Raw genomic sequence first — 22,946 nt, forward strand, 5'->3', positions numbered from 1 at the left:
CGACATGATTATCCTGTCCGGCGCATCCTGGCGATGAAAAAGCCGTCGAGCCCGCCCTCGACCTGGCCGGGCAGGGTCCGCAGCGTTCCGTCCTCGCGGGGACGCAGCCCGGCGGGGAGTTCGTCCGGCGATATCGGGTCGATCGAGAGACCAGCCTGGCCAAGCGACGCAAGCTGCGCCTCGCCCTCCTCAGGCTCCAGCGAGCACACGCAAAAGATGAACATGCCGCCCGGCTTGACCCACGCCGCCGCGCGTCTCAGCAGCCCCGCCTGCACCCGCGCCAGATCGGCGATGTCGGAAGGCCGGACTCGGTGCAGCACATCGGGATGACGGCGAAAGATGCCGGTCGCCGAACAGGGCGCGTCGAGCAGCACATGATCGAACTGCCGAGCCGGAGCCCATTTCATGACATCGGCCTCGACCAGTTCGGCCCGAAGCCCGGTCCGCTCCAGATTTTGCCGGAGCCTGACAAGGCGCTTTGGGTTGATCTCCACCGCAGTGACATCGGCCCCGGCGGCGGCAAGCTGCATCGTCTTGCCGCCGGGCGCAGCACACAGGTCCAGCACAGCCTCGCCCGGCCCTGCCCCAAGCAGGCGCGCCGGAAGGGAGGCGGCCAGATCCTGCACCCACCAAGCGCCCTCATCATAACCCGCCAGCTCTTCGACACGCCCGCCGAACGGCACGCGCACATGACCGGGCGCAAGCGATGCGCCGCCGAGGCGCACGGCCAGTTCAGCGGTGGCGGATGGGTCCTTCAGCGTCAGGTCGATCGGCGGCGGCTCGGCAAGCGCGGCGGCCGCAGCAGCGCACATCCCGTCGCCCCAGCTCTCCTGCCAGCGGAGCAGGACAGGCGCCGGAAGCGTCGGCGCGGGCGGCAGAGCCGCCCTCTTCCGGTCAAGCGTGCCGAACACCCCATGGACGAGCTTGCGCGGCCCCCCGTCCACCAGCGGCAGCACGGTTGCGATCGCGGCATGGCCCGGCGTTCCCAACCGCAGCGACTGGGCAAGCGCGATTCGCAGCGCCATGCGTGCCTTGGCGTCGTCGGGCAGGGGCTGGCGGGTCGCGCTGTCGATCAGCGCGTCCAGATCGGGCAGCCAGCGCAGCACGGCGGCTGCAAGCGCATGGGCAAGGCCACGATCGGCCGGGGAAGGCAGGTCGCGGGTCGCCCCCGCCAGCGCGCTTTCCAGCGGCTGGCCCCGGCGCAGCACCGCGTCGAGCAGGCGGAGCGCCGCGCGCCGGGCAGGCACGCCGGCAGGTTCGGGGAGGCGGGTCAGCGTCCGTTTCCGCCGCGATTCCGGGTGGAGCCTCCAAGGGGATCGAGCGCGCTTCGCCGCACGGCGGGCGAAGGCGCTATGTCTATGTCGGGCATGTTGCGGAACTGCGCCGTCGCGAAACGCGGATCGGCCGCCATCGACCGAAGCGCCGCGATCCGGTTGCCGGTGTCGGGATGGGTGGAGAACAGACTGTCCATGCCGTGCCCGATGGCCGGATGCACGATATAGAGATGGGCGGCCGCCGGGTTGCGCTCCACCACCGGATTGGGGATGCGCGCCACGCCCTGCGCCAGCTTGTGCAGCGCCGAGGCAAGCGCCATCGGCACTCCGGAAATCTCCGCGCCCGCCCGGTCGGCGGCATATTCGCGCGTGCGGCTGATCGCCATCTGGACGAGCATCGCCGCAAAGGGCGCAACGATCACCGCAGCGATCAGTGCGATCGGGTTGGGCCGGTCGTTGCCGCCCGTCATCCCCGCAAACATCGCGAAATTGCCGATCATCGAGATCGCGCCCGCGATGGTCGCGGTGATGGTCATGACAAGCGTGTCGCGGTTCTTCACATGGCCAAGCTCATGCGCCATCACACCGGCCAGTTCGTCGCGGTTCAGAATCTGGAGCAGGCCGGTGGTCGCGGCGACGGCTGCATGTTCCGGATTGCGGCCGGTGGCAAAGGCATTGGGATGCGGCGAGTCGACGATATAGACCTTGGGCATCGGCAACCCTGCCCGCGTGGCAAGCTCGCGCACCAGCCCGTAATATTCGGGGGCGCTCCGTTCATCCACCTCGCGCGCGCTATGCATGCGCAGCACGATCTTGTCGGCGTTCCAATAGGAAAAGAAGTTCAGCCCAATCGCGACGACAAGCGCGATCATCATGCCGCCGCGCCCGCCGAGCATGAAGCCCAGCCCCATGAACAAGGCGGTCAGCGCCGCAAGCAACAAAGTGGTTCGAAACCAGTTCACGTCGTAGCTACCTCCGCGCGCTCAATCTTGTTACGATCGCGCGGAAGATCAAGACAGGATCGGACATGAACGAGAATAAGCGTCCCGCATGGGTGAAGCCGCCCGCGCACCTTTCGAAAAGCCCCCCTGTGCCGGAACCGAAGGCGGCCGAGCCGATGCCGGAAAGCGGCGGCCGGGGCGGGCATGAACCCACCCGCTATGGCGACTGGGAGATCAAGGGAATTGCGGTCGATTTCTGACGCGGCTTGGACGCGGTGGGCCATGCGCTCAGAAGACCCGGCTCTACCCCAATGACCCACGGGCGCGCGGGCCGCTCTCGCCGTTCAGTGTTTTATCCTTGATTTGCTTGCCTATCCTTTCCGCTCCAGTGATGATTATGCCCTGATCGCATAATGACCCTGTCGGGAATGCTGGCGTCTGGCTGCAAGGCCGCCGGCGACAGTTGGAGCGCCGAATTGCTATTGTTGATCCTAGCGCTTTTGCCGTTCACCGGGGCCGTTCTGCTGGCGGGGCTGAGCGATCGCAGCCGCAACCTCCAGGCGCTGGCCGCGTGCGGGACAACCGCGCTCGCGCTCCTCGTCCTCCTCTCGTTCGCGCCCGCCGCAATGGCCGGAGACACCCCGTCGGCCCATTTCGAATGGGTGCCTGCCCTCGGCCTCGCCGCCAGCTTCTTCATCGATCCGCTGGGGCTGATGTTCGCGGGAATGATCCTGGGGATCGGGCTGCTGATCATCATCTACGCCCGCTTCTATCTGGCGGCAGGAGATTCGATGGGAAGGTTCCTGTCGTTCCTGCTGCTGTTCCAGGGGGCGATGCTCGGCATCGTCATTTCCGACAATGTGCTGATGATGCTGGTTTTCTGGGAGCTGACGAGCCTGTCGTCCTTCCTCCTCATCGGCTTCTGGCGTCATGACGCCAACGCGCGGCAGGGCGCGCGCATGGCGCTGGTGGTGACCGGCGGCGGCGGGCTTGCGCTGATCGCGGGCATGCTGCTGCTGGGCGACATCGCCGGTTCGTTCGAGCTGACGACCATTCTCCAGCGCAGGGAACTGATCATCGCGTCGCCGCTCTATCCGGCCGCGCTGATGCTGGTGCTGATCGGGTGTTTCACGAAATCGGCGCAGTTCCCCTTCCATTTCTGGCTGCCGCACGCCATGGCCGCGCCGACGCCGGTCAGCGCCTATCTCCATTCCGCGACGATGGTGAAGGCGGGCGTCTTCCTCCTTGCCCGGCTGTGGCCGGTGCTTTCGGGAACGGAGCTGTGGTTCTATCTGGTCGCCACCACAGGGCTTTTGACGATGCTGCTGGGCGCGGCGATCGCGCTCTTCAAGCATGATCTGAAGGCGATCCTCGCCTATTCGACGGTCAGCCATCTGGGCTTGCTGACCATGCTGTTCGGTTTCGGCACGCGGGCGGCGGCGGTCGTAGGCGTGTTCCACATATTGAACCACGCCGCGTTCAAGGCCGCGCTGTTCATGAACGCCGGGATCGTCGATCACGAGGCAGGCACGCGCGACGTGCGCAGGCTCGGCGGACTCGCCTCGCTGATGCCCAGCAGCGCGCTGCTGGGCATCGTCGCGGCCGCCGCCATGGCGGGCCTGCCGCCGCTGAACGGCTTTCTTTCAAAGGAAATGATGCTTGAGGAAGCGGCGCATACCGGCTGGCACGGCATCGCCTGGCTTGTCCCGGTGATCGCGGTGGCGGCCGCCACCCTGTCGGTCGCCTATTCGCTGCGCTACATTTTCCAGGTCTATCTTGGGCCGCGCCGGCCGGATTATCCGCATGCGCCGCATGATCCGCCCTTCGGCCTGTGGGGGCCATCGGCATTGCTGGTGCTGCTCGCGGTGCTTGCCGGGCTGTTTCCGATGACCGTGACGGGCGATCTCGTCACTGCGGCGTCCGGCGCGGTCATCGGCGCGCCGCCGCCTGCCTTCGCGCCCAGGCTGTGGCATGGCTTCACGCCAGCGCTCGCGATGAGCGCCTTTGCCATCATGGTGGGCGCGATCATGCTCCGCCATTATCGCCGGCTTCTCAGCCTGTGGGATCGCCTGCCGCTGCCCGAAGCGCGCGCCTTGTACGAGCAAGGCGTTGGCGCGGCGGTCGGTTGGGGGCGCACGGCGACGCTGGCGATCCACAATAGCTCGCTCCAGCGACAGCTTGCGCTGCTGTTCGCGGTCGCGCTTCTGCTTGGAATAGAGGGGCTTTGGAAAGGGGGCTATGCCAGCGGGACGCGCGAGACCATCCCGGCATCGCCTGTCGCGGTCATCGCCTGGCTGCTGCTGATCGGGGCGACGCTGGCGGTGGTGCGTGCGCAGCGGGAGCGCTATCTGACCCTCATCTTCATCAGCGTGATCGGCCTCGTCATTTCGCTGGGCTTTGTCCATCTGTCCGCGCCCGATCTTGCGCTTACGCAGATTTCGGTGGAGGTGGTGACCATCCTGCTGCTGCTGCTGGCGCTCAACCTCCTGCCCAAGAAGCCGCCCCGGCTGGGCAGCAACGCGCTGAGGCTGCGCGACGCGGCGCTTGGCGCGGCGGGCGGGCTTGGTACCGGCCTTGCCGCCTGGGCGGTCATGACGCGCGCACCCAATGACCCGATCTCGTCCTACCACTGGGCGCACAGCTATTCGGGCGGCGGCGGCACCAATGTCGTCAACGTGACCCTTGTCGATTTCCGCGCGTTCGACACATTCGGCGAGATCATCGTGCTGGGGATCGCCGCCCTCGCCATCTTCGCGCTGCTGCAGACGGCCGTGCGCGGCGCTTCGGGACGCAGGCTGCAGGAATGGATGCCCGACCTCGTCCGCTCGCCGGAGCGGCACCCAATGATGTTCGCCGTGGCGACGCGGCTCCTCCTTCCGCTGACGATGCTTGCCGGGCTCTACATATTCCTGCGCGGCCACAACATGCCGGGCGGCGGCTTCATCGCCGGGCTGGTGATCTCGATCGCGCTGCTGATGCAATATATGGCGTCGGGGTTCGAATGGGCCGATCAGCGGCGCAAGCTGGACGAGCATGCGATGATCGGCTTCGGCGTCATCATCGCCGCGCTGACTGGCCTTGGATCGCTGCTGTTCGGAGCGCCGCTTTTCACCAGCGCCTTTGGATATTTCACCCTGCCGCTGGTCGGCACGTTCGAACTGGCGACCGCCATGCTGTTCGACATCGGCGTCGCGGTCACGGTGGTGGGCGCGGTCATGCTCGCGCTTGCCGAACTCAGCCACATCGCGCAGCGCGCCGAAAAGGAAGAGCGGATCGACGATGAGCCGATGGATGTCGACCCGGCGCGCCATCGAAAGGAGCCGGCATGAGCCTGGAGTTTCTCGTGGCGAGCGCCGTCGGCGTGCTCACCGCCGCAGGCATCTATCTGTGCCTGCGCGGGCGCACCTTCCCGGTGGTGCTGGGGCTTGCGATGCTGTCCTACGCGATCAACGTCTTCCTGTTCGCAATGGGCAGGCTTGTGATCGACCGCCCGCCGATCTACGAAAAGGGCCTGACCGAATATACCGATCCCCTGCCGCAGGCGCTCGTACTCACAGCCATCGTCATCGCCTTTGGAATGACGGCGCTTGTCGTCGTCCTCGCGCTCAGGACCTATCTTGAGACCGGAACCGATCAGGTCGACGGCCTGCCCGACAGCAAGACGGATCGCCTAGAGCCGTGAATCCGCTGATCGTCGCTCCCCTCGTCCTTCCCGCAATCACCGGCGCGGGCACGCTGCTGTTCATGCTCCGGCACAGGAACCTGGGTGCCGGGCTTTCCATCGCAGGGACCGCCGGTTCGCTCGCGATTGCGATTGCGCTGTTCCTCCAGGCGATGGATGGCGGCCCGTCCGCCTATGCGCTGGGGGGCTGGCCAGCGCCCTTCGGGATCATATTGGTGCTGGACCGGCTGGCCGCGATGATGCTGCTGCTCACGTCGCTGCTGGCGCTTGCCGTGCTTTGCCACGCGGTCCTGACCGGGCTCGACCGGCGCGGATGGCATTTCCACCCGCTCTTCCAGTTTCAGCTGCTGGGGCTGAACGGCGCATTTCTGACGGGCGACCTGTTCAACCTCTTCGTCTTCTTCGAGGTGCTGCTGATCGCCTCCTATGGGCTGATCCTGCACGGTCAGGGAAAGGAGCGGCTGAAGGCGGGCGTCCAGTACGTCATCATCAATCTGGTCGGATCGACGATCTTCCTCATCGCCATCGGCATTCTCTATGGAGTGACCGGCACGCTCAACATGGCCGACATGGCCGTGCGCGTCGCGTGGCTTCCCGCCGGAGACCAGGGCCTGTTGCGCGCGGGCGCGCTGCTTCTGCTGGCGGTCTTCGCGCTGAAGGCCGCGCTGCTGCCACTCCACCTGTGGCTGCCAAGGGCCTATGCCGCCACCTCCCCGCCTGTCGCCGCGCTGTTTGCGATCATGACCAAGGTGGGCGTTTATGCGATCATCCGCGTGGTGACGCTGATCTTTGGCGAAAACGCGGGCGCTGCGGCATGGGCGCCGATGCCGTGGATCCTGCCCTGCGCGCTGCTGACGATGGTCATCGGCTTCGTCGGCCTGCTCGGGTCGCGGGCGCTCCGCCGCATCGCGGCGTTCGGAGTGATCGGCTCCACCGGCACGCTGCTTGCCGCCGTCTCGGTGTTTGAACCACAGGCATTGGCCGCCGGGCTTTATTATCTGCCGCACACGACACTGGCCGGGGCGTTGCTGTTCCTGACGACCGACCTCATCGTGCGCCGTCGCCCAAGCCATGGCGACGCGGCGACCGCGAGGGGGCCTTTTCAGGACATGGCGGGCCTTTCGCTTCTCTACATGTTGGCCGCAATGGCGCTGGTGGGGCTGCCGCCCCTGTCGGGGTTCATCGGCAAGCTGCTGATCCTTCAGGCGACGATCGCCCATCCGGCGGTTGCGTGGATCTGGACGGCCGTACTCGTGACGACGCTGATTGGCGTATTGGGCCTGGCGCGGGCCGGAACCGCGATCTTCTGGAAAGGCATGGTGCCGATCGGCGAGCGGCGGGAGACGCTGCCCCTCGGCCCCGCCGAATTCATACCTGCCGCGGCGCTTGTCGTGCTGCTGGTGGGGCTCACCCTCGCCGCGGGCCCGGCAACAGCCTATATGGACGACACGGCAATGCAGCTTTTCGCGCCCGCCGCCTATATCGAGGCGGTGCTCGGCCCCGGCAGGGAATGAGGCGATGCTGACCAGGCTCTTTCCCCATCCGGGCCTGTCGGTCATGCTGGTCGCCGTCTGGATGCTGATGCTCAACAGCTTCAGCTTCGGCGGATTGCTGCTCGCGCTGTTCTTCGGGATCACCATTCCGATCTTCACCGCCCCCTTCTGGCCGGACCGGCCCCGCTTGCGGTTCGGCTGGGCGATGATCGATTATCTGGGCGTGGTGCTGTGGGACATCGTGGTCGCCAATTTCCACGTCGCCCGCCTCATCCTGTTCCGCCGCAACAGCGCGTTGCGGCCGCACTGGCTCGTGGTGCCGCTCGAACTGAAATCGGCCGAGGCGATCACCACCCTTGCCGCCACCATCAGCCTGACGCCGGGAACCGTGTCGGCGGACGTATCGACCGACGGGGCCTTCCTCCTTGTGCATGCGCTGGACACCGGCGACGCGGAGGCCGATGTCGCGCGGATCAAGCAGCGCTATGAAGAGCGGCTGAAAAGGATATTCGCATGATCGCCTATGCGCTTTTCTTTGCGTTCGGCTGCGTCGCGATTGCGGTGTTGCTCAACCTCTACCGCCTGCTGGCCGGGCCGACGCGGGCGGACCGGATTCTCGCGCTGGACACGATGGTGATCAACGCCATCGCGGTGATCGTCCTGTTCGGCATTTATGAGACGTCCACCACCTATTTCGAAGCCGCGCTGCTGCTGGCGATGGTCGGGTTTGTCGGAACCGTGGCCTATTGCAAGTTCCTGCTGCGCGGGGACATCGTGGAGTAGCCGATGGACCTCCTCGCCGAAATCCTCGTTGCATCGCTGATCGTGCTTGGCGGCGGCTTCGCCCTCATTGGAAGCTGGGCGCTGGCCCGCCTGCCCTCGCTCATGACGCGGCTTCACGGCCCGACCAAGGCGACCACCTTGGGGGTGGGCAGCTGCCTTGTCGCATCGATGATCTATTTCCCCAGCCAGGGCGGGACATGGTCAGCCCATGAACTGCTGATCACGCTCTTCCTTTTCATCACCGCGCCGGTATCGGCCAATATGATCGCCAAGGCGCATCTACACCGGCAGCGCCATCGCATGGAAACGGACCCGGAGGATGAAATCCTCGACGGCATGCCGGACCAGCGTGGCCGCGCGCCATGGGCGACGTTCGGGAACGAAGACGCATCCCGCCCCTGACGGCAGTTCAGGCGACGGCGGAAAGCTGATGCGCCACCCGCCCCGACTGTTCGAATGTCGACAGGTTGGCGATCGTCGTCCGGGCGATTCCCTCCAGCGCCTCTTTGGTGAAAAAGCCCTGATGGCCCGTGATCAGCACATTGGGGAAGGTGAGCAGCCGGGCGAACACATCGTCCTGGATCATCTTGGCGGACATGTCCTCGAAGAACAGCCCCTCTTCTTCCTCATAGACGTCCAGCCCCAGATAGCCGATCTTCCCTGACTTCAGCCCGGCGATGACGGCGGCCGTATCCACCACCGCGCCCCTGCTGGTGTTGATCAGCATCACGCCGGGCTTCATCATCGCAACCGCGTCCGCGCCGATCATGTGGCGGGTCGCAGGCGTCAGCGGACAGTGGAGCGTGATGACGTCCGCGCCGGAGAGCAACTCCGGCAGCTCCACATAGCGGCCGCCCAGCGCGGTAAGACCCGGATCGGGGGCCGGGTCATACGCCAGAAGGCGGCAGCCGAAGCCGGAGAGAATCCCGGCGACCGCCATGCCGATCTGCCCCGTGCCCACGATCCCGACCGCCCGGCCGCGCATGTCGAATCCCAGCAGGCCTTCCAGCGAGAAATTGCCCTCGCGGACCCGCGCATAAGCGCGATGGATCTTGCGGTTGAGCGACAGCATCAGCGCCACGCTGTGTTCGGCGATGGCATGGGGCGAATAGGAGGGCACCCGCGCGACCGACAGGCCAAGTTCGTTCGCCGCCTTCAGATCGACGTTGTTGTAGCCGGCGCTGCGCAGCGCGAGCAGGCGCGTTCCACCCGCCGCAAGCACTTCCAGCGCGGGGCGGTCAAGGTGATCGTTGACGAATGCGCACACCGCCCCGGCGCCATTGGCAAGCGGCGCGGTCTGTTCGGTCAGCCCGGCCGCCAGATAATGAAGCTGATGGCGTCCTCCGTCAGCCTCGTTGGCGGCGTCTAGGAACAGCCTGTCATAGGGTTTGGTACTGAATACAGCGACTTTCATGATGTCTCCCCGTCCGAACACGGGCTCCGGCAGGTTGCGCTCGGCAAAGGCCCCATCTATCCTGCCGTTCGGCCAGCATACAGGCCACGCCGCCTCAATGCGACCCATGACCCTGCCGCGCCGCGCCAACCGGAAGGACGCACGACCATGGAACGGGCCGGATACACTGATCGTTCGGCCTTCCAGGATCAGCATGGACATTGAAAGCGACCTGCCCTGGCACGTCCTTCCTCCAGACGAGGCGCTCGCGCGTCTGGAAAGCAGCCGCTCGGGGCTTGATCGTGATGAAGTGGAACGGCGGCTCTCGTCATTTGGCCCCAACAGCCTGCCGCCGCCCAAGACCACCCACCCGGCGCTGCGATTTCTTGCCCAGTTCAACAGCGCACTGATCTATTTCCTGCTGGCGGCGGCCGTCGCGGCGGGGGTGCTTGGCCATCTGGTCGACGCGGGCGTGATCCTTGCCGTCGTCATCGTCAATGCAATCGTAGGCCATGTGCAGGAAGGAAAGGCAGAACGGGCGCTGGCCGCCATTCGCGACCTTATATCGCCCCACGCCACCGTGCTTCGGGGCGGCGTGCGGGAAACGGTCGACGTCGCAGGCCTTGTGCCGGGCGATATATTGCTGCTGGAGGCGGGCGACCGCGTCCCTGCCGATGCCCGCATCCTGCGCGCGCGGAACCTCGCTGTCGATGAATCGCTGCTGACGGGCGAATCCCTCACTGCGGCGAAGCACGAACATGCCGTGGCGCACGACGCGGCACTGGGCGATCAGGCCAGCATGGTCTTTTCAGGAACGCTCGTCGCCACCGGACAGGCGACGGCGGCCGTGACCTCCACCGGAACGGCGACCCAGATCGGGCGGATCAGCGGGATGCTGAACAGGGTCGAGGTTTTGACGACCCCCCTCCTCCGGCAGATCAACAGCTTTGCCCGCTGGTTCACGCTTTTCATCTTCCTTGGCGCGGCGCTGCTGTTCGCCTTCGCCGTGACGGTCCGGGGCTTCGACTGGACCGATGCCCTGGTCGCCGTCGTCGCATTGTCGGTAGGCGCGATGCCCGAAGGCCTTCCGGCGGTCATCACCGTCACGCTCGCCATCGGCGTCCAGCGCATGGCCGCGCGCAAGGCCGTGATCCGAAAGCTTCCGGCCGTCGAGACGCTGGGCGCGGTTTCGGTGATCTGCACCGACAAGACCGGCACACTCACGCGCAATGAAATGACCGTCCGGCACATCTATCTGGGTGGCCATGAACTGGTGGCGAGCGGCACCGGCTATCGGCCGGAAGGCGAGCTCAAGGCCGAAGGTCAGGATGATCCACCGCCGACCGGCGCGGCTGCGGACATCCTCCGCTGCGGCGTTCTCTGCAACGATACCCAACTCCGCGAAAAGGAGGGGGAATGGTCGGTGGAAGGCGATCCGATGGAGGGCGCGCTGCTGGCCGTCGCCATTAAGGGCAGCCTCAGCCCGGACCAGTGCCGCGATGAATGGGAACGGCTGGATGAAATCCCGTTCGATGCGGCGCATCGCTTCATGGCGTCGCTCCATCGCGGCCCCCGGGGCGAGCATGTCATCTTCATCAAGGGCGCGCCCGAAGCATTGCTGGCGATGGTGGACGACGCCGGGGTGAAGGAACGCTGGCGCTCGCAAATCGAAAGGGGCGGCGCATCGGGCGAGCGGCTGCTGGGCTTTGCGATGAAGCGGCTGGACGCGCCCAGGGAAAGGCTCGACTTTCCCGATCTTGAAGCCGGGGTCGCACCCCTGGGCCTGATGGGGTTCATGGACCCGCCGCGCGAAGAAGCGGTCGCCGCGCTCGCCGAATGCCGCTCGGCAGGCGTCATGGTGAAGATGATCACCGGAGACCATGCCGCCACCGCCCTGGCGATCGCGCGACAGATCGACCTTGCCGACGATCCGCAGGTCGTCACCGGCCCGGAACTCGAGCGGCTGTCAGACAAGGAGCTTCAGTCCCTTGTGCGGCGCGTCTCGGTCTTTGCCCGCGCCACGCCCGAACACAAGCTGCGGATCGTGCGGGCGCTTCAGGCCGGCGGCGCGATCGTCGCCATGACCGGGGACGGCGTCAACGACGCGCCCTCGCTCAAGCAGGCCGATGTCGGCACGGCCATGGGCATCAAGGGAACCGAGGCCGCCCGTCAGGCCGCCGAAATGGTTCTGCTGGACGACAATTTCGCCTCCATCGTCGCGGCGGTTCACGAGGGGCGGACGGTCTATGACAATATCCGTAAGGTGATCGCGTGGACGCTGCCGACCAATGGCGGCGAAACCATAGCGGTGGTGCTGGCGATATTGGCGGGCTTCACCCTGCCGATGACGGCGACGCAGATCCTCTGGATCAATCTGGTGACGGCGGCCACGCTCGGCCTTGTCCTTGCGTTCGAGCCGCCTGAGCCCGGCGTCATGTCGCGGCCGCCACGCCAACCGGACGCCCCCCTGCTGTCGCCGTTTCTGCTGTGGCGGGTGGTGCTTGTCTCGGTTCTTTTCGCAGCCATCGTCCTTTCGATCTTCTTCGGCATGCTGGAGCGCGGTGCCGATCTCCCGACCGCCCGGACGATGGTGGTCAACATGCTGATCGTCGCGGAAGTCGCCTATCTGTTCAACGTCCGCTTCCTGCACATGCGCTCGCTGACATTGCCCGGCGCCATGGGAACGCCCGCCGTGCTGATCGCGATCACCGTCGTCGTGCTTGCCCAGCTTGCCTTCACCTATCTGCCGGTGATGAACAGGCTGTTCGACAGCAGGCCGCTCAGTCTCACCCACGGGCTGGCGATTATCGGCGTCGGCGCGGCCGTCCTGCTGTTCCTCGAAGGCGAAAAGCTGCTCATGCGCAAGCTTGGAGTGTTCAAGGAGCTTGGAACCTGAACGACAGGGGTCTAGCCTCTGCCTGGCGCGGCCGGTGAGATCGGTGCGCGCCGGATGATGGAGATCGGCCAATGCTTCACGCGGGATCGATCGATCGAAGGCTGAAAGCCTGGCTGGCGCTTTTCACCGTTCTGGTTGCGGTGATCGCATTGCCTTCAAGCGCGGCGCAAACCGGCCGCTCGGTGCCGGTCCTTCACGTCGATGGAGCGATCGGGCCTGCCACATCGGACTATGTCGCGCGAAGCCTTGAGGCGGCGGCGGAGGAAGGAGCGCCTTTCATCGTCCTGCGGATGGACACGCCCGGCGGGCTCGACAACTCGATGCGCGAGATCATCCGCGAAATCCTGCGTTCGCCGGTGCCTGTCGTCACCTATGTGAGCCCCAGCGGCGCACGTGCCGCCAGCGCGGGAACCTTCATCCTCTATGCAAGCCATGTGGCGGCCATGTCGCCCGGCACCAATGTCGGCGCTGCGACTCCCGTGCAGCTTGGCGGTGGCGGCGGCCCGTTCTCGGCTCCGGAAAAGGCCGATCCGGACAAGGAGGGTGATTCCGGCTCCGCCAGCGCAAGCGAGGCCAAGGCGCTCAACGATGCGATCGCCTATATACGCTCACTTGCCGATCTGCGCGGGCGAAATGCCGACTGGGCCGAAGCGGCGGTCCGAAGCGCCGCAAGCCTGCCCGCGCAAGCGGCGCTGGAGCAAAACGTCATCGATCTGGTCGCCCGTGACCGGAACGACCTGCTCGCCCAGATCAACGGCATGAAGGTCATCGCCGGAAGCGCCGAGACGACGATCGACACGCGCGGCGTCACGCTTGTGGATGTAAACCCGAACTGGCGCACCAGATTGCTTGGCGCGATCACCAATCCGAATATCGCGCTGATCCTGATGATGATCGGCCTCTATGGCCTGCTGTTCGAGTTCATGAACCCGGGCGCACTCTACCCCGGCACGATCGGCGCGATCTGCCTGCTCATCGGCCTATACGCGCTGTCCGCGCTTCCGGTGAACTATGCGGGCGTGGCGCTCATCCTGCTGGGCATCGCGCTGATGGCGGCAGAGGCCGTCTCACCGTCGTTCGGGATTTTGGGCATCGGCGGGATCGTCGCGTTCATCCTTGGCGCAACCATCATGATCGACACCGACATCCCCGAGTTCCGGCTGAGCTGGCCGGTGCTTGGAGCCGTCGCCGCGACCAGCCTGGGCCTGACCGTGCTGATCGCGAGGCTGGGTCTCTCCGCCCACCGCCGCAAGCTGGTGAGCGGCCGGGAGGGCATGATCGGGGCCCTGGGCGAAGTCGTCGACTGGAATGACGGCAAGGGCCACGTCTTCGTTCATGGCGAGCGCTGGCGCGCAGTCGGTGCGCATGGGCTGAATGCGGCAACACCGGTGCGCGTCATGAGTGTGGATGGAATCACGCTTGGCGTTGAACCCGTCCGGCAAGCGCCTTCCGGATCATATGCGCCCCCACCAGAGACGGAGAACTGACATGGAGATGTTCGGCAGCCTCGCCTTCTACATACCGCTGATCATTCTGGTCCTGATCTTCCTCACGGCAGCCATACGGATTCTGCGCGAGTATGAACGGGGGGTGATTTTCACGCTCGGCCGCTTCACCGGCGTCAAGGGTCCCGGCCTGATCCTTCTCATTCCTTTTGTGCAGCAGATGGTCCGCACCGATCTGCGGACGATCGTCCTCGATGTTCCGACGCAGGACGTGATCTCGCGCGACAATGTTTCGGTAAAGGTCAACGCGGTCATCTATTTCCGCGTGCTGGAGCCGGAGCGCGCCACCATCCAGGTCGAAAACTTCATGCAGGCGACCAGCGAACTGGCGCAGACGACTTTGAGATCGGTGCTCGGCAAGCACGAGCTGGACGAGATGCTGGCCGAACGCGACAAGCTGAACGCCGATATACAGGAAATCCTCGACGCGCAGACCGACGCCTGGGGCATCAAGGTCGCCAATGTCGAGATCAAGCACGTCGACATCGACGAATCCATGGTCCGCGCCATTGCACGCCAGGCCGAGGCCGAACGCGAACGGCGCGCGAAAGTGATCAATGCCGAAGGTGAGCAGCAGGCCGCCCAGAAGCTGCTGGAGGCGGCCGAAATACTGAGCCAGCGGCCGGAAGCCATGCAGTTGCGCTATCTGTCTACGCTTAACGTGATCGCCAACGAGCGCACGTCTACGATCGTGTTTCCCTTTCCGATGGACATGAAGGGATTTTTCAGGGGGTAGCGGCGACCCGCGCGGCGCATTTCCTCCACCTGCGTCGGGAGCGCGCCGATCTTCGGGAACGGCCCGCCCGATGATGAGTCTTGATCTCACCTTCAAAGCCGCCGCCGCATCGTGAACGGCGGAGCTTCGTTCAGCATCAGCGCAAGGAGAGGCACGATGAACAGATCCTTCCATGGAACTTCAACGGCGTCCGGATCGGGCGGAATGGCCTGGGCCGCCGGCGCCGGTCTGGCTGCGGGACTGGCGGCCAATTTCGTCCGCAAGGCCATCATGCAGGCCCCGACCGCTTTGGCCGGCGACTGGGATCAGGCGCTGGCGCAAGAGCATAAGGCGGCGCTCGCGCTGTTCGACAAGCTTGAGCAGACCGAACACGCAACCCGGCGCGCCATGTTGTTCGCCAAGCTGAAACAGGCGCTCTCAAGGCATGCGTTCGAAGAGGAAAATGTCATATATCCGGCGCTCCGCGACCATGGCGCGGGAGACAGGGCGGAGGCCTTCAACCATGACCACGGGCTTGTGAAGCAATATCTCTTCGATCTGGGCCGCGACCAGCATCGCTCTGACTGGACAACTAAACTGCGCGAGTTCCGCTCGCTCTTCGAAAAGCACATGAGGGAAGAAGAGGAGCAGGTGTTTCCTGAGTTGAAGGCGCAGCTTTCCGAAGATGAAAACCACGCGGTGACCATGGCCATGAACAAGGAGGGGCTGAAGCTCGCGTGAGCTGACGCGCGCGGGGTTCGGCCCCCGGCACTCCAGCTTGCGCACGGGCGCTATACCGCTGCGCGAACAGGTGCGTTGCATATAGTAAGCATGCTCACTATATGCACTGCATGAGTGACACCCTTGCATTTATGATAGCCGACACGTCTCGGCTGCTGCGCCGTTCGTTTGATGAACGCACGCGCGTCATCGGCATCACGGGGGCACAGTGGCGCCTGCTGTTCACCGTATCCCGCAACGAGGGACAAAATCAGGGCGCGACCGCAGAACTGCTGGAAGTGGAGCCGATTACCCTGTGCCGGATGATCGACCGGATGGAAGAGGCGGGCATGGTCGAGCGACGGCCCGACCCGAATGATCGTCGCGCGTGGCGGCTTTATCTGACCGACAAGTCCCGCCCGCTGATCGGCCAGCTCCGCGAGCTGGGCGATCAGCTCATGGAACAGGCGCTTCAGGGAGTTGCGGCCGACGACCGCCAGCGCCTGTGGGATATCTTGAACACCATCAGGACGAACCTGTCCGCCGGGGCGGACCAGCAGGAAGCGACCCATGGCTGACGCGGACCCTGTGATACGGCCGAAAGGTGGCGAAACGCGCGACGGCGCGGCACCCGCGGCGGGGCAGGAGAGCCGGCCGGACGCAAAAAAGACCTGGCGGCGATGGGCTCTGATGCTGCTGGTGCCGCTCATCCTGCTTGGGGCGGGCGGTTATATGTGGATCGGCAGCGGCCGCTCCGCGTCGACGGACAACGCCTATGTTCGGGCGGACAAGGTTTCGGTGAGTTCAGAAGTCGGCGGCAGGATCGTTGCGGTCTATGTGAAGGAAAATCAGCAGGTGAAGGCCGGCGACCTGCTTTATCGCATCGACGCCGAACCTTATGAAATCGCGATCGCACAGGCGAACGCGCAGATCGCGCAGGCGCAGGTCGACATAGCGACGCTTCGGCAGACCTATGCCGCCAATACATCCTCGATCGCCGCCGCCCGCGACGTGGTGACCTATGCGCAGCAGACCTACAACCGAAACCTTGCGTTGATGGAACGTGGGTTCAACACCCGCGCCAAGATGGACGAGGCGCACCATCAGTTGGTGCAGGCCGAAGAGGATCTGCGCAACGCCGAGGCGGAAGCCGCCGAGGACCGGGCCAGGCTGCAGAGCGGGACGACGACGGCGGGCGTCAACCCGGTGATCGCGGCAGCCATTGCCGCTCGCGATCAGGCGGAACTCAACCTCGCGCGCACCGAGGTTCGGGCGCCGGTCGACGGGATCGTGACGCAGGCATCAAGGCTTCAGCTGGGGCAAATGGCCATCGAGGGTCTTCCGGCGCTTACCATCGTCGCATCGAAACGCGTCTGGGTGGAGGCCAATTTCAAGGAAACCGAGCTTGCCAAGATGCTGCCGGGTCAGCGGGCCGAGATCAGGATCGACGCCTATCCCGACCTGAAGCTCAAAGGGCATGTCGAAAGCCTGGGCGCGGGCACCGGGTCCGAATTCGCGATTCTTCCCGCGCAGAACGCCAACGGCAATTGGGTGAAGGTGACGCAACGCGTGCCGGTGCGCATCGCCATCGACGAACGCTCACCGCGCCCACTGCTGGCGGGGCTGAGCGCCACGATCACGGTCTTTACGGACGACCGCAATGCGCCTGATCGGGATCCCAAGGGCTAAAAAATGGCAAGCGCCGCCGGGCCAGCGCAAGCGCCTTCCACACCGCAGAGGGCCTCCGGTGCCGTCGGCGAGGCCGCGCTGTCGGTTGCGCAACGCGGTTTTCTGACCGTCGGCGTCATGGCGGCGATGGTCATGCAGGTTCTGGACACGACTATCGCCAATGTCGCCCTGCCGCACATGCAGGCGAGCCTCAACGCCACGAGCGACACCGTCACCTGGGTGTTGACCAGCTATATCGTCGCGGCGGCTATCGCCACCCCTATCACCGGCTGGCTTTCCGATAGGTTCGGTTCCCGAAACCTCTTCCTGTTCGCCGTCAGCGGCTTCATCATTGCGTCCATGCTCTGCGGCATCGCCACAAGCCTGGAGGAAATGGTGGCGTTCCGTCTGCTCCAGGGCATTTGCGGGGCCTTTATCCCCCCGCTTTCCCAAACGGTGATGATGGACATCAATCCGCCGGAGCGACAGGCAAAGGCGATGTCGATCTGGGGCATGGGCGTCATGGTTGGTCCGATCATGGGTCCGGTGCTCGGCGGCTGGCTGACCGAGAACTACAGCTGGCGCTGGTGTTTTTACGTCAATGTTCCCATCGGCGCGTTGACCTTGGCCATTCTCTGGCTGCTTCTGCCATCCCGGCCTCGTACCGAGCGGCGCTTCGACGGATTCGGCTTCGGCATGATAGCGTTGGGCGTTGCGTCCTTTCAGTTGATGCTCGACCGCGGCCAGCACGAAGACTGGTTCCAGAGCTGGGAAATCCTGATTGAAGGCGGCATTGCGATTGCCGCTCTCTGGGTCGCCGTGGTTCATCTCGCAACGGCCAAACGGCCGCTGTTCGAGCGCGCACTCTTTCGCGACCGCAATCTCGTCGCAGGCATGTTCTTCATGCTTCTGATAGGTGCGATCACCTTGGCCCCGTTGGCGCTCCTCCCCCCGATGTTGCAGCATCTTTATGGTTATTCCGTCATCTACACCGGCATGGTTCTCGCCCCGCGCGGCGCCGGAGTTCTCATCACCATGTTCATCTCCAGCCAGTTTGCGGGCAAGATCGATCTCCGCTTCGTGATCGCCACGGGGATGCTGATCATCTCCTATTCGCTCTGGGAAATGGCCCAGTGGTCACTTGATGTGGGCCCTGCGTCGATCGTCACCACCGGCTTTCTGCAGGGGTTGGGAATGGGTCTCGTGTTTATGCAGCTCAACACGCTGGCGTTCGCCACCCTCGACCGGCGCTGGCGAACCGACGGCACAAGCCTGATGAACCTGTTACGGTCGCTGGGCGCATCGGCAGGCATTTCACTCTGCACCACCCTGCTCACCCAGAACACCCAGACCACCCACGAACACCTCACGCGCTTCGTGACGCGATCGGCGCTTGACGTGATAGATCCAGCACAGGCGACGCGATACGGCGAGATCGGCGGAGCGGCGCTTGCTGCCGTCAATGCGGAATTGACCCGGCAAGCAACGATGATCGCCTACCTCAACGATTTCTACATGCTGGCGATCGTCACCTTGGTCTGCACTCCGCTGGTCTTCGTGCTGCGCAATCCGCGAGGCCCGGTTGAACAGGTCCATCTCGGGGAGTAGGCGGATAGCTTGAGACAGCTCGATCAAGGGTCCTGACCCCAGCTCATTCGGGCTTGTTGCAAGAGCCGCACGACCTCTTCATCGCTGGTCTGGTCGAAGTGGCCGTAATGCGCGCCGACGGCGAAAAAGGGTGCGGGCTCGGCCAGGCAGACAAGCTCGTCGCATTCCTGTCTAGGCTTTGCCAGCATGTCCGGCGGGCCAATCGGCACCGCCAGCCGCTTCACGCGCCGATCCGTTGGCCTTACGTAACATAACGGGGTTCCGTCTTTCCGCGCGGGCGCTTATGCCAATGCGGTGAAGACAAAGCGAAAATGGCTTCTGGCTCTACTGGTCGCAGTCATCATCTGCGCCGCATATCTGTTCTGGCAATCGCGCCCCGACGAGGTGAGCGTCGCCCCCGTTCGGCGGGGCACGGCGGTGGAACTCGTCTATGCGACGGGCTTTGTCGAGCCCGAGCAGCCCGTCTCGGTGCAGGCGCGGCTGACCGCGCCCGTCACGCGCGTCCTGGCGGACGAAGGCGACAGTGTGCGCAGGGGTCAGGCCCTGCTCGCTCTGGACGACGTCGACCAGCGCGAAACCGTGCGGGAAGCCGCCGCCCGCAGGCGTGGGGCCGATCTTGCCGAGCAGCGCATTCTCGCTCTTTACAAAAAGGGCTGGGTCACCCGGGCGGCGCGCGATCAGACCGTCGCCGATGCAGCGGCGGCGCGGGCCGCCGAAAGGGCCGCCCTCGCCCGGCTGGAACAGCATGTCATCCGGGCGGGAATCGACGGACTCGTGGTCAAGCGGGACGTCGAGCCCGGCGATCTGGCGGCGCCGAGCCGCGTGCTGATGCTGCTGGGTGACCCGGCGGAAATGCGAGTCACCGCCATCGTCGACGAGCGCGACGTGCCCCGCATAGCGGTGGGTCAGTCGGCCCTGCTGTCGAGCGACGCATGGCCGGGGCGGGTCATTCGCGGACATGTGCGCGAGCTGACGCCGGCCGGCGATCCCGACCAGCGCGCCTTTCGCGTGCGGCTTGGGCTGGACGAAAGCGAACCGCTGCCGATCGGCATGACGCTGGAAATCAACATCGTCGTCCGCAAGATCGAAAACGCGCTGCTGATCCCCCGGCTGGCGCTGCAGGACTCCCACGTCTGGGTCGCGCGCGACGGCAGGGCCGCCAAAAGGCAGGTCCGCACCGGGATCGGCGAGTCGGAACATGTTCAGGTCACGTCCGGACTTGCCGAGGGCGACAGCGTCATTCTGTCGCCGCCGTCCGATCTGGAAGAAGGCGAACGGGTCAGGCCTGTGGAGGGGGAATGATCGGCCGGGCGCTTCTGATCCTGGATATCGCGCGCAAGCACATCGTCCGGCGCACGCGGCAGACCGCGGTTGCCGTGTCCGGCGTGGCGGTGGGCGTCGGCTTCTTCCTGGCCGTATCGGCCATGATGATCGGCAGCCAGACCGATTTCGTCCACCGTCTGATCGACGCCGCTCCGCACATCATCGTTTCCGACGAACTGCGCAGCCCGTCCCCGCAACCCGGCGTGCGCGCCTTTCCCGACGCCGCGGTGACTCTCCACGGATACAAGGTGCGGACCGAGGCGCGCGGGCTGAAGGACTGGCCGGCGATCATGGCCGTGGCGAGCGCTTTTCCGGGCGCGATCTCGTCTCCAAGCCTGACGGGCGGAATTACGCTGAAGCTTGGCGGCCACGAGGAAGCGCTCGGCATTGTCGGGATAGAGCCCGGCCTTGAAGCGCGTATCAGCACAATCGAAGACAATCTGAAGGTGGGGCGGCTGCGCGATCTCGAAACGGTCCAGGGCGGTATCATCATCGGGGAGGAACTTGCCGCCCGGCTCGGCGTGGCCGTGGGCGATGTGGTGGCCGCCACATCGGCATCGGGCGTCACCCGGTCGCTCCGCATCGTCGGGCTGTTCAAGCGCGGCCAGGCGGAACTCGCGCCATCGTCGGGCTATGTGCTGCTTCGGGAGGCCCAGTCGCTGCTTGGCAGGCCGTTCATCATCAACCGCATCGGCATCCACCTTGAGGACCCCTACACGGCAGAAGAAATTGCGCGGACGCTGGAGAGCCGGTTCCGCTACAAGGCGGAGAGCTGGCAAGAGCGTTCGGCTGATTTCCTGTCATTGCTCGTGACCCGCAACGTCATCATGTACAGCGTGGTGGGCGCCATTCTGCTTGTGGCGAGCTTCGGCATCTATACCGTCGTCTCCAACAGCGTCTTCGACAAGCGGCGGGATATCGCGATCCTCCGCTCCATCGGCTTCGCGGAAGCCGATCTCCAGTTCGTCTTTCTCGTTCAGGGCGTTTTTCTCGCGCTTATCGGCATATTGTTCGGTTGGATGCTCGGCTATGGCCTGATGGAGATACTGGCGTCGCTCCAGTTCCCGATCGCGGGCGAGGACCAGCGCATCCCGCTGGACCGGGGCTTCCGCCAATATGCGATTGCCGCCGCCGCCTCGCTCACGGCCGGGGCTGTCGCCGCCTGGCTTCCCGCGCGCAAGACCTCCCGCGTCGATCCGGTGGACATATTGCGAGGCGCGGCATGAGCCTGCTGGAGGCCCGCCACCTCAGCCGCACCCTGTCGGGAGAGCCGCCGGTGCTGCTTGTGGAGGATGCGAACTTCGTCATCGAACGGGGAAGCTTCACGACGATCATCGGCCCCTCGGGCTGCGGCAAATCGTCGCTGCTCTATCTGCTCGGCCTTCTGGACCGTCCGACCGGCGGCTCCGTGCTGATCGACGGCGAGGATGTCGGCGACCTTGACGGCGACGCCCGCGCCCGGTTGCGGCTGGAGCGTTTCGGATTTGTGTTCCAGTTCCATTTCCTGCTGCCGGAGTTCACCGCGCTCGAAAATGTGATGCTGCCGATCCGCCGGCTCGGCCGTCTCGATCGTATCGAGACCGAGATGCGCGCGATGGAGCTGCTGACCGCTGCCGGGCTGGGCGGGAAGGCAAAGAACACCGTCGATCGCCTGTCGGGCGGGGAGCGTCAGCGGGTGGCGATCGCGCGCGCGCTTGCAAACGACCCCGGGCTGATCCTGTGCGACGAGCCCACGGGCAATCTCGACAGCCAGAACAGCGCGCGTGTCGTGGAAAGCTTTCAGATGCTTGCGCACGATCAGAACCGCGCCGTGGTATGCGTCACCCATGATCTCGAGATCGCCGCCGTGTCCGACAGGCGAATCTCGATGCTGGACGGGCGGATCGTCCAACCCGATTCATGAATAGCCGCGGATGCGGCCGCCCGCGCTGGCGGTGGTGCGCCTGAGCGAAGAACGTTCGAACCCTTCAGGATTCGCAAGGCCGACCGGCCGCCCGAGCTTATGCGGGGATAGCCAAGGCCGCGGATGCGGCCGCCCGGCGCTCGAGGGATAACAAATCGCGGATAGCAAATATGGTGCGCTTACAGGACTCTCATCGGGCACCCAAGCGGCGGATTTCCGGCACAAATTGGCAGTGAGCGATCGCCGAAACCATCAATAGCACCATCACATCGTCCGGAAAAGAGTGGACGTCCACGGACAGGGCAAAAGTACGTCATTAGACAGCCGCTTAGTAGTAGCCATAGGGCGGACGAAAAGCGTGATCATCATTGTCGCCAAACAGATTATCTTTCTCGAAACGCTGCTCAAGACCGTCAGCCGAAAGCGCCGCTTCGCGCGAGGCCAGCCTGCGCTCGGCCAGTCCCAGGAATTCGGCCACGCGGGCGGTGCTCCCAGATATTTCCTCGCTACGCAAACCCGCCACCAGCCTCCTACGCCGATCGAGGGAGGCCGACTCTTCGAGCACCTCATCCAGCACCTTGCCGCGGCGCTCGGCGATGTGGTCCCTGTGAAGGGCGAGTTCGCGCAACCGCCGCTCGTCCTCACGTTGCCGCGCCTCGGTCACGCCGCCGCTTGTACTCGCTGTCCTGCGCGATATCGAAGTGCGCGGCGAGGTCGAGACGGCGAAGCGCGTCCGCCAGCGTATTTCGGCGGTTTTCGTCTACGCCATAGCCCAGGGTATCTGTCAGACCGATCCCGCCGAGAGGCTTGGTAAGGTTCTCAAGCCCCTGCGAAAGGGCCACCAGCCGGCGATCACCGATCTCGTGCCGCTGCGCCGGATAATATATCCTCGGTGGTCGCACCATTCTATCGCTGCTACCTTTGCAGGCCGGTGAACATCGTCATAAGAGACGCGACGCCATACACGATCGCGGCGTCGACTACCTGACGAAGTCCGGAGCGTTCACGCTCCCAAAGCGCCGCCAGAAGCTTCAATCAGGTT

At 65.0% G+C, this 22,946-nt stretch carries 23 protein-coding genes; 18 read left to right on the forward strand and 5 right to left on the reverse strand.

Going from position 1 to position 22,946, the window contains the following annotated elements; translation table 11 throughout:
• Positions 1-8 precede the first annotated feature (8 nt).
• Both BSL82_RS11490 and htpX read right to left on the reverse strand, forming a co-directional pair.
• Positions 9-1,247, reverse strand: a complete 1,239-nt coding sequence (locus BSL82_RS11490; RefSeq protein WP_083579173.1) for an RsmB/NOP family class I SAM-dependent RNA methyltransferase — start codon at positions 1,245-1,247, stop codon at positions 9-11.
• A gap of 23 nt (positions 1,248-1,270) precedes the next feature.
• Positions 1,271-2,236: a zinc metalloprotease HtpX gene (gene htpX, locus BSL82_RS11495; RefSeq protein WP_072597651.1), complete on the reverse strand. Its 966-nt coding sequence runs from the start codon at positions 2,234-2,236 to the stop codon at positions 1,271-1,273.
• Positions 2,237-2,301: 65 nt separating this feature from the next.
• Between htpX and BSL82_RS11500 the strand changes: the two genes are divergently transcribed.
• The 7 genes from BSL82_RS11500 to BSL82_RS11530 all read left to right on the forward strand — a co-directional run bounded on the left by BSL82_RS11500 (position 2,302) and on the right by BSL82_RS11530 (position 8,575).
• Positions 2,302-2,475 carry a DUF1674 domain-containing protein gene (locus BSL82_RS11500; protein ID WP_072597652.1) on the forward strand — a complete coding sequence of 58 codons (174 nt, stop codon included), beginning with the start codon at positions 2,302-2,304 and terminating at the stop codon, positions 2,473-2,475.
• A 153-nt stretch (positions 2,476-2,628) separates the two neighbouring features.
• Entirely contained in the window at positions 2,629-5,544 is a 2,916-nt protein-coding gene (locus BSL82_RS11505; RefSeq protein WP_226998444.1) for a monovalent cation/H+ antiporter subunit A, read from the forward strand.
• Positions 5,541-5,897: a Na+/H+ antiporter subunit C gene (locus BSL82_RS11510; RefSeq protein WP_193408581.1), complete on the forward strand. Its 357-nt coding sequence runs from the start codon at positions 5,541-5,543 to the stop codon at positions 5,895-5,897. The genes BSL82_RS11505 and BSL82_RS11510 overlap by 4 nt, the downstream gene beginning before the upstream one ends.
• Positions 5,894-7,411: a monovalent cation/H+ antiporter subunit D gene (locus BSL82_RS11515; RefSeq protein ID WP_072597653.1), complete on the forward strand. Its 1,518-nt coding sequence runs from the start codon at positions 5,894-5,896 to the stop codon at positions 7,409-7,411. Before BSL82_RS11510 ends, BSL82_RS11515 begins: the two co-directional genes overlap by 4 nt.
• A gap of 4 nt (positions 7,412-7,415) precedes the next feature.
• Positions 7,416-7,907, forward strand: a complete 492-nt coding sequence (locus tag BSL82_RS11520) for a Na+/H+ antiporter subunit E (RefSeq protein WP_072597654.1) — start codon at positions 7,416-7,418, stop codon at positions 7,905-7,907.
• Complete coding sequence (locus tag BSL82_RS11525; RefSeq protein WP_072597655.1) at positions 7,904-8,173, forward strand: K+/H+ antiporter subunit F; 270 nt, start codon at positions 7,904-7,906, stop codon at positions 8,171-8,173. Before BSL82_RS11520 ends, BSL82_RS11525 begins: the two co-directional genes overlap by 4 nt.
• Positions 8,174-8,176: 3 nt before the next feature.
• The gene (locus tag BSL82_RS11530) at positions 8,177-8,575 is read left to right on the forward strand and encodes a Na+/H+ antiporter subunit G (protein WP_072597656.1); all 399 of its coding nucleotides are present in this window, start codon (positions 8,177-8,179) and stop codon (positions 8,573-8,575) included.
• Positions 8,576-8,582: 7 nt separating this feature from the next.
• On the opposite strand, the gene BSL82_RS11535 is transcribed toward BSL82_RS11530, so the two are convergent.
• A complete protein-coding gene (locus tag BSL82_RS11535) occupies positions 8,583-9,587 on the reverse strand; it encodes a 2-hydroxyacid dehydrogenase (protein ID WP_072598748.1) in 1,005 nt (334 codons plus the stop codon).
• Between the two features lie 193 nt (positions 9,588-9,780).
• Between BSL82_RS11535 and BSL82_RS11540 the strand changes: the two genes are divergently transcribed.
• The 7 genes from BSL82_RS11540 (at position 9,781) to BSL82_RS11570 (ending at position 18,678) form a co-directional block, all read left to right on the forward strand.
• Complete coding sequence (locus BSL82_RS11540; protein ID WP_072597657.1) at positions 9,781-12,462, forward strand: cation-translocating P-type ATPase; 2,682 nt, start codon at positions 9,781-9,783, stop codon at positions 12,460-12,462.
• A gap of 71 nt (positions 12,463-12,533) precedes the next feature.
• On the forward strand, positions 12,534-13,949 hold the full coding sequence (locus BSL82_RS11545; RefSeq protein ID WP_158010852.1) for an NfeD family protein: 1,416 nt from the start codon (positions 12,534-12,536) through the stop codon (positions 13,947-13,949).
• A gap of 1 nt (position 13,950) precedes the next feature.
• A complete protein-coding gene (locus BSL82_RS11550; RefSeq protein ID WP_072597658.1) occupies positions 13,951-14,703 on the forward strand; it encodes a slipin family protein in 753 nt (250 codons plus the stop codon).
• 156 nt (positions 14,704-14,859) lie between these two features.
• Positions 14,860-15,423, forward strand: coding sequence for a hemerythrin domain-containing protein (locus BSL82_RS11555; RefSeq protein WP_226998445.1), 564 nt, complete (start codon positions 14,860-14,862; stop codon positions 15,421-15,423).
• Positions 15,424-15,533: 110 nt separating this feature from the next.
• Complete coding sequence (locus tag BSL82_RS11560) at positions 15,534-15,980, forward strand: MarR family winged helix-turn-helix transcriptional regulator (RefSeq protein WP_083579174.1); 447 nt, start codon at positions 15,534-15,536, stop codon at positions 15,978-15,980.
• A complete protein-coding gene (locus BSL82_RS11565) occupies positions 15,973-17,091 on the forward strand; it encodes an HlyD family secretion protein (RefSeq protein ID WP_072597661.1) in 1,119 nt (372 codons plus the stop codon). Before BSL82_RS11560 ends, BSL82_RS11565 begins: the two co-directional genes overlap by 8 nt.
• 3 nt (positions 17,092-17,094) lie before the next feature.
• The gene (locus tag BSL82_RS11570) at positions 17,095-18,678 is read left to right on the forward strand and encodes a DHA2 family efflux MFS transporter permease subunit (RefSeq protein ID WP_072597662.1); all 1,584 of its coding nucleotides are present in this window, start codon (positions 17,095-17,097) and stop codon (positions 18,676-18,678) included.
• A 23-nt stretch (positions 18,679-18,701) separates the two neighbouring features.
• On the opposite strand, the gene BSL82_RS11575 is transcribed toward BSL82_RS11570, so the two are convergent.
• Positions 18,702-18,902: a hypothetical protein gene (locus tag BSL82_RS11575; RefSeq protein WP_072597663.1), complete on the reverse strand. Its 201-nt coding sequence runs from the start codon at positions 18,900-18,902 to the stop codon at positions 18,702-18,704.
• A gap of 70 nt (positions 18,903-18,972) precedes the next feature.
• On the opposite strand from BSL82_RS11575, the gene BSL82_RS11580 reads away from it, so the two are divergent.
• The 3 genes from BSL82_RS11580 to BSL82_RS11590 are packed head-to-tail and all read left to right on the forward strand — an operon-like array spanning position 18,973 to position 21,904.
• Positions 18,973-19,980, forward strand: coding sequence for an efflux RND transporter periplasmic adaptor subunit (locus BSL82_RS11580; protein WP_072597664.1), 1,008 nt, complete (start codon positions 18,973-18,975; stop codon positions 19,978-19,980).
• Positions 19,977-21,227: an ABC transporter permease gene (locus tag BSL82_RS11585; protein WP_072597665.1), complete on the forward strand. Its 1,251-nt coding sequence runs from the start codon at positions 19,977-19,979 to the stop codon at positions 21,225-21,227. Before BSL82_RS11580 ends, BSL82_RS11585 begins: the two co-directional genes overlap by 4 nt.
• Positions 21,224-21,904: an ABC transporter ATP-binding protein gene (locus BSL82_RS11590; RefSeq protein WP_072597666.1), complete on the forward strand. Its 681-nt coding sequence runs from the start codon at positions 21,224-21,226 to the stop codon at positions 21,902-21,904. Before BSL82_RS11585 ends, BSL82_RS11590 begins: the two co-directional genes overlap by 4 nt.
• A 328-nt stretch (positions 21,905-22,232) precedes the next feature.
• Here BSL82_RS11590 and BSL82_RS11595 read toward each other — a convergent pair whose 3' ends face one another.
• Positions 22,233-22,568, reverse strand: a complete 336-nt coding sequence (locus BSL82_RS11595) for a hypothetical protein (protein WP_226998446.1) — start codon at positions 22,566-22,568, stop codon at positions 22,233-22,235.
• Between the two features lie 37 nt (positions 22,569-22,605).
• On the opposite strand from BSL82_RS11595, the gene BSL82_RS21800 reads away from it, so the two are divergent.
• Complete coding sequence (locus tag BSL82_RS21800; RefSeq protein ID WP_418361253.1) at positions 22,606-22,839, forward strand: phage integrase central domain-containing protein; 234 nt, start codon at positions 22,606-22,608, stop codon at positions 22,837-22,839.
• Positions 22,840-22,946 lie beyond the last annotated feature (107 nt).

The sequence above is a fragment of the Tardibacter chloracetimidivorans genome, from assembly GCF_001890385.1.
GTDB classification, from domain to species: Bacteria; Pseudomonadota; Alphaproteobacteria; order Sphingomonadales; family Sphingomonadaceae; genus Tardibacter; species Tardibacter chloracetimidivorans.

What these genes read in the sequence shown, in the direction of transcription:
- BSL82_RS11500 (WP_072597652.1), top strand. Translation starts at nt 2,302, where the DNA reads ATGAACGAGAATAAGCGTCCCGCATGGGTGAAGCCGCCCGCGCACCTT.
- BSL82_RS11505 (WP_226998444.1), top strand. Translation starts at nt 2,629, where the DNA reads ATGACCCTGTCGGGAATGCTGGCGTCTGGCTGCAAGGCCGCCGGCGAC.
- BSL82_RS11510 (WP_193408581.1), top strand. Translation starts at nt 5,541, where the DNA reads ATGAGCCTGGAGTTTCTCGTGGCGAGCGCCGTCGGCGTGCTCACCGCC.
- BSL82_RS11520 (WP_072597654.1), top strand. Translation starts at nt 7,416, where the DNA reads ATGCTGACCAGGCTCTTTCCCCATCCGGGCCTGTCGGTCATGCTGGTC.
- BSL82_RS11525 (WP_072597655.1), top strand. Translation starts at nt 7,904, where the DNA reads ATGATCGCCTATGCGCTTTTCTTTGCGTTCGGCTGCGTCGCGATTGCG.
- BSL82_RS11530 (WP_072597656.1), top strand. Translation starts at nt 8,177, where the DNA reads ATGGACCTCCTCGCCGAAATCCTCGTTGCATCGCTGATCGTGCTTGGC.
- BSL82_RS11535 (WP_072598748.1), bottom strand. Translation starts at nt 9,587, where the DNA reads ATGAAAGTCGCTGTATTCAGTACCAAACCCTATGACAGGCTGTTCCTA.
- BSL82_RS11540 (WP_072597657.1), top strand. Translation starts at nt 9,781, where the DNA reads ATGGACATTGAAAGCGACCTGCCCTGGCACGTCCTTCCTCCAGACGAG.
- BSL82_RS11545 (WP_158010852.1), top strand. Translation starts at nt 12,534, where the DNA reads ATGCTTCACGCGGGATCGATCGATCGAAGGCTGAAAGCCTGGCTGGCG.
- BSL82_RS11550 (WP_072597658.1), top strand. Translation starts at nt 13,951, where the DNA reads ATGGAGATGTTCGGCAGCCTCGCCTTCTACATACCGCTGATCATTCTG.
- BSL82_RS11555 (WP_226998445.1), top strand. Translation starts at nt 14,860, where the DNA reads ATGAACAGATCCTTCCATGGAACTTCAACGGCGTCCGGATCGGGCGGA.
- BSL82_RS11560 (WP_083579174.1), top strand. Translation starts at nt 15,534, where the DNA reads ATGAGTGACACCCTTGCATTTATGATAGCCGACACGTCTCGGCTGCTG.
- BSL82_RS11565 (WP_072597661.1), top strand. Translation starts at nt 15,973, where the DNA reads ATGGCTGACGCGGACCCTGTGATACGGCCGAAAGGTGGCGAAACGCGC.
- BSL82_RS11570 (WP_072597662.1), top strand. Translation starts at nt 17,095, where the DNA reads ATGGCAAGCGCCGCCGGGCCAGCGCAAGCGCCTTCCACACCGCAGAGG.
- BSL82_RS11585 (WP_072597665.1), top strand. Translation starts at nt 19,977, where the DNA reads ATGATCGGCCGGGCGCTTCTGATCCTGGATATCGCGCGCAAGCACATC.
- BSL82_RS11590 (WP_072597666.1), top strand. Translation starts at nt 21,224, where the DNA reads ATGAGCCTGCTGGAGGCCCGCCACCTCAGCCGCACCCTGTCGGGAGAG.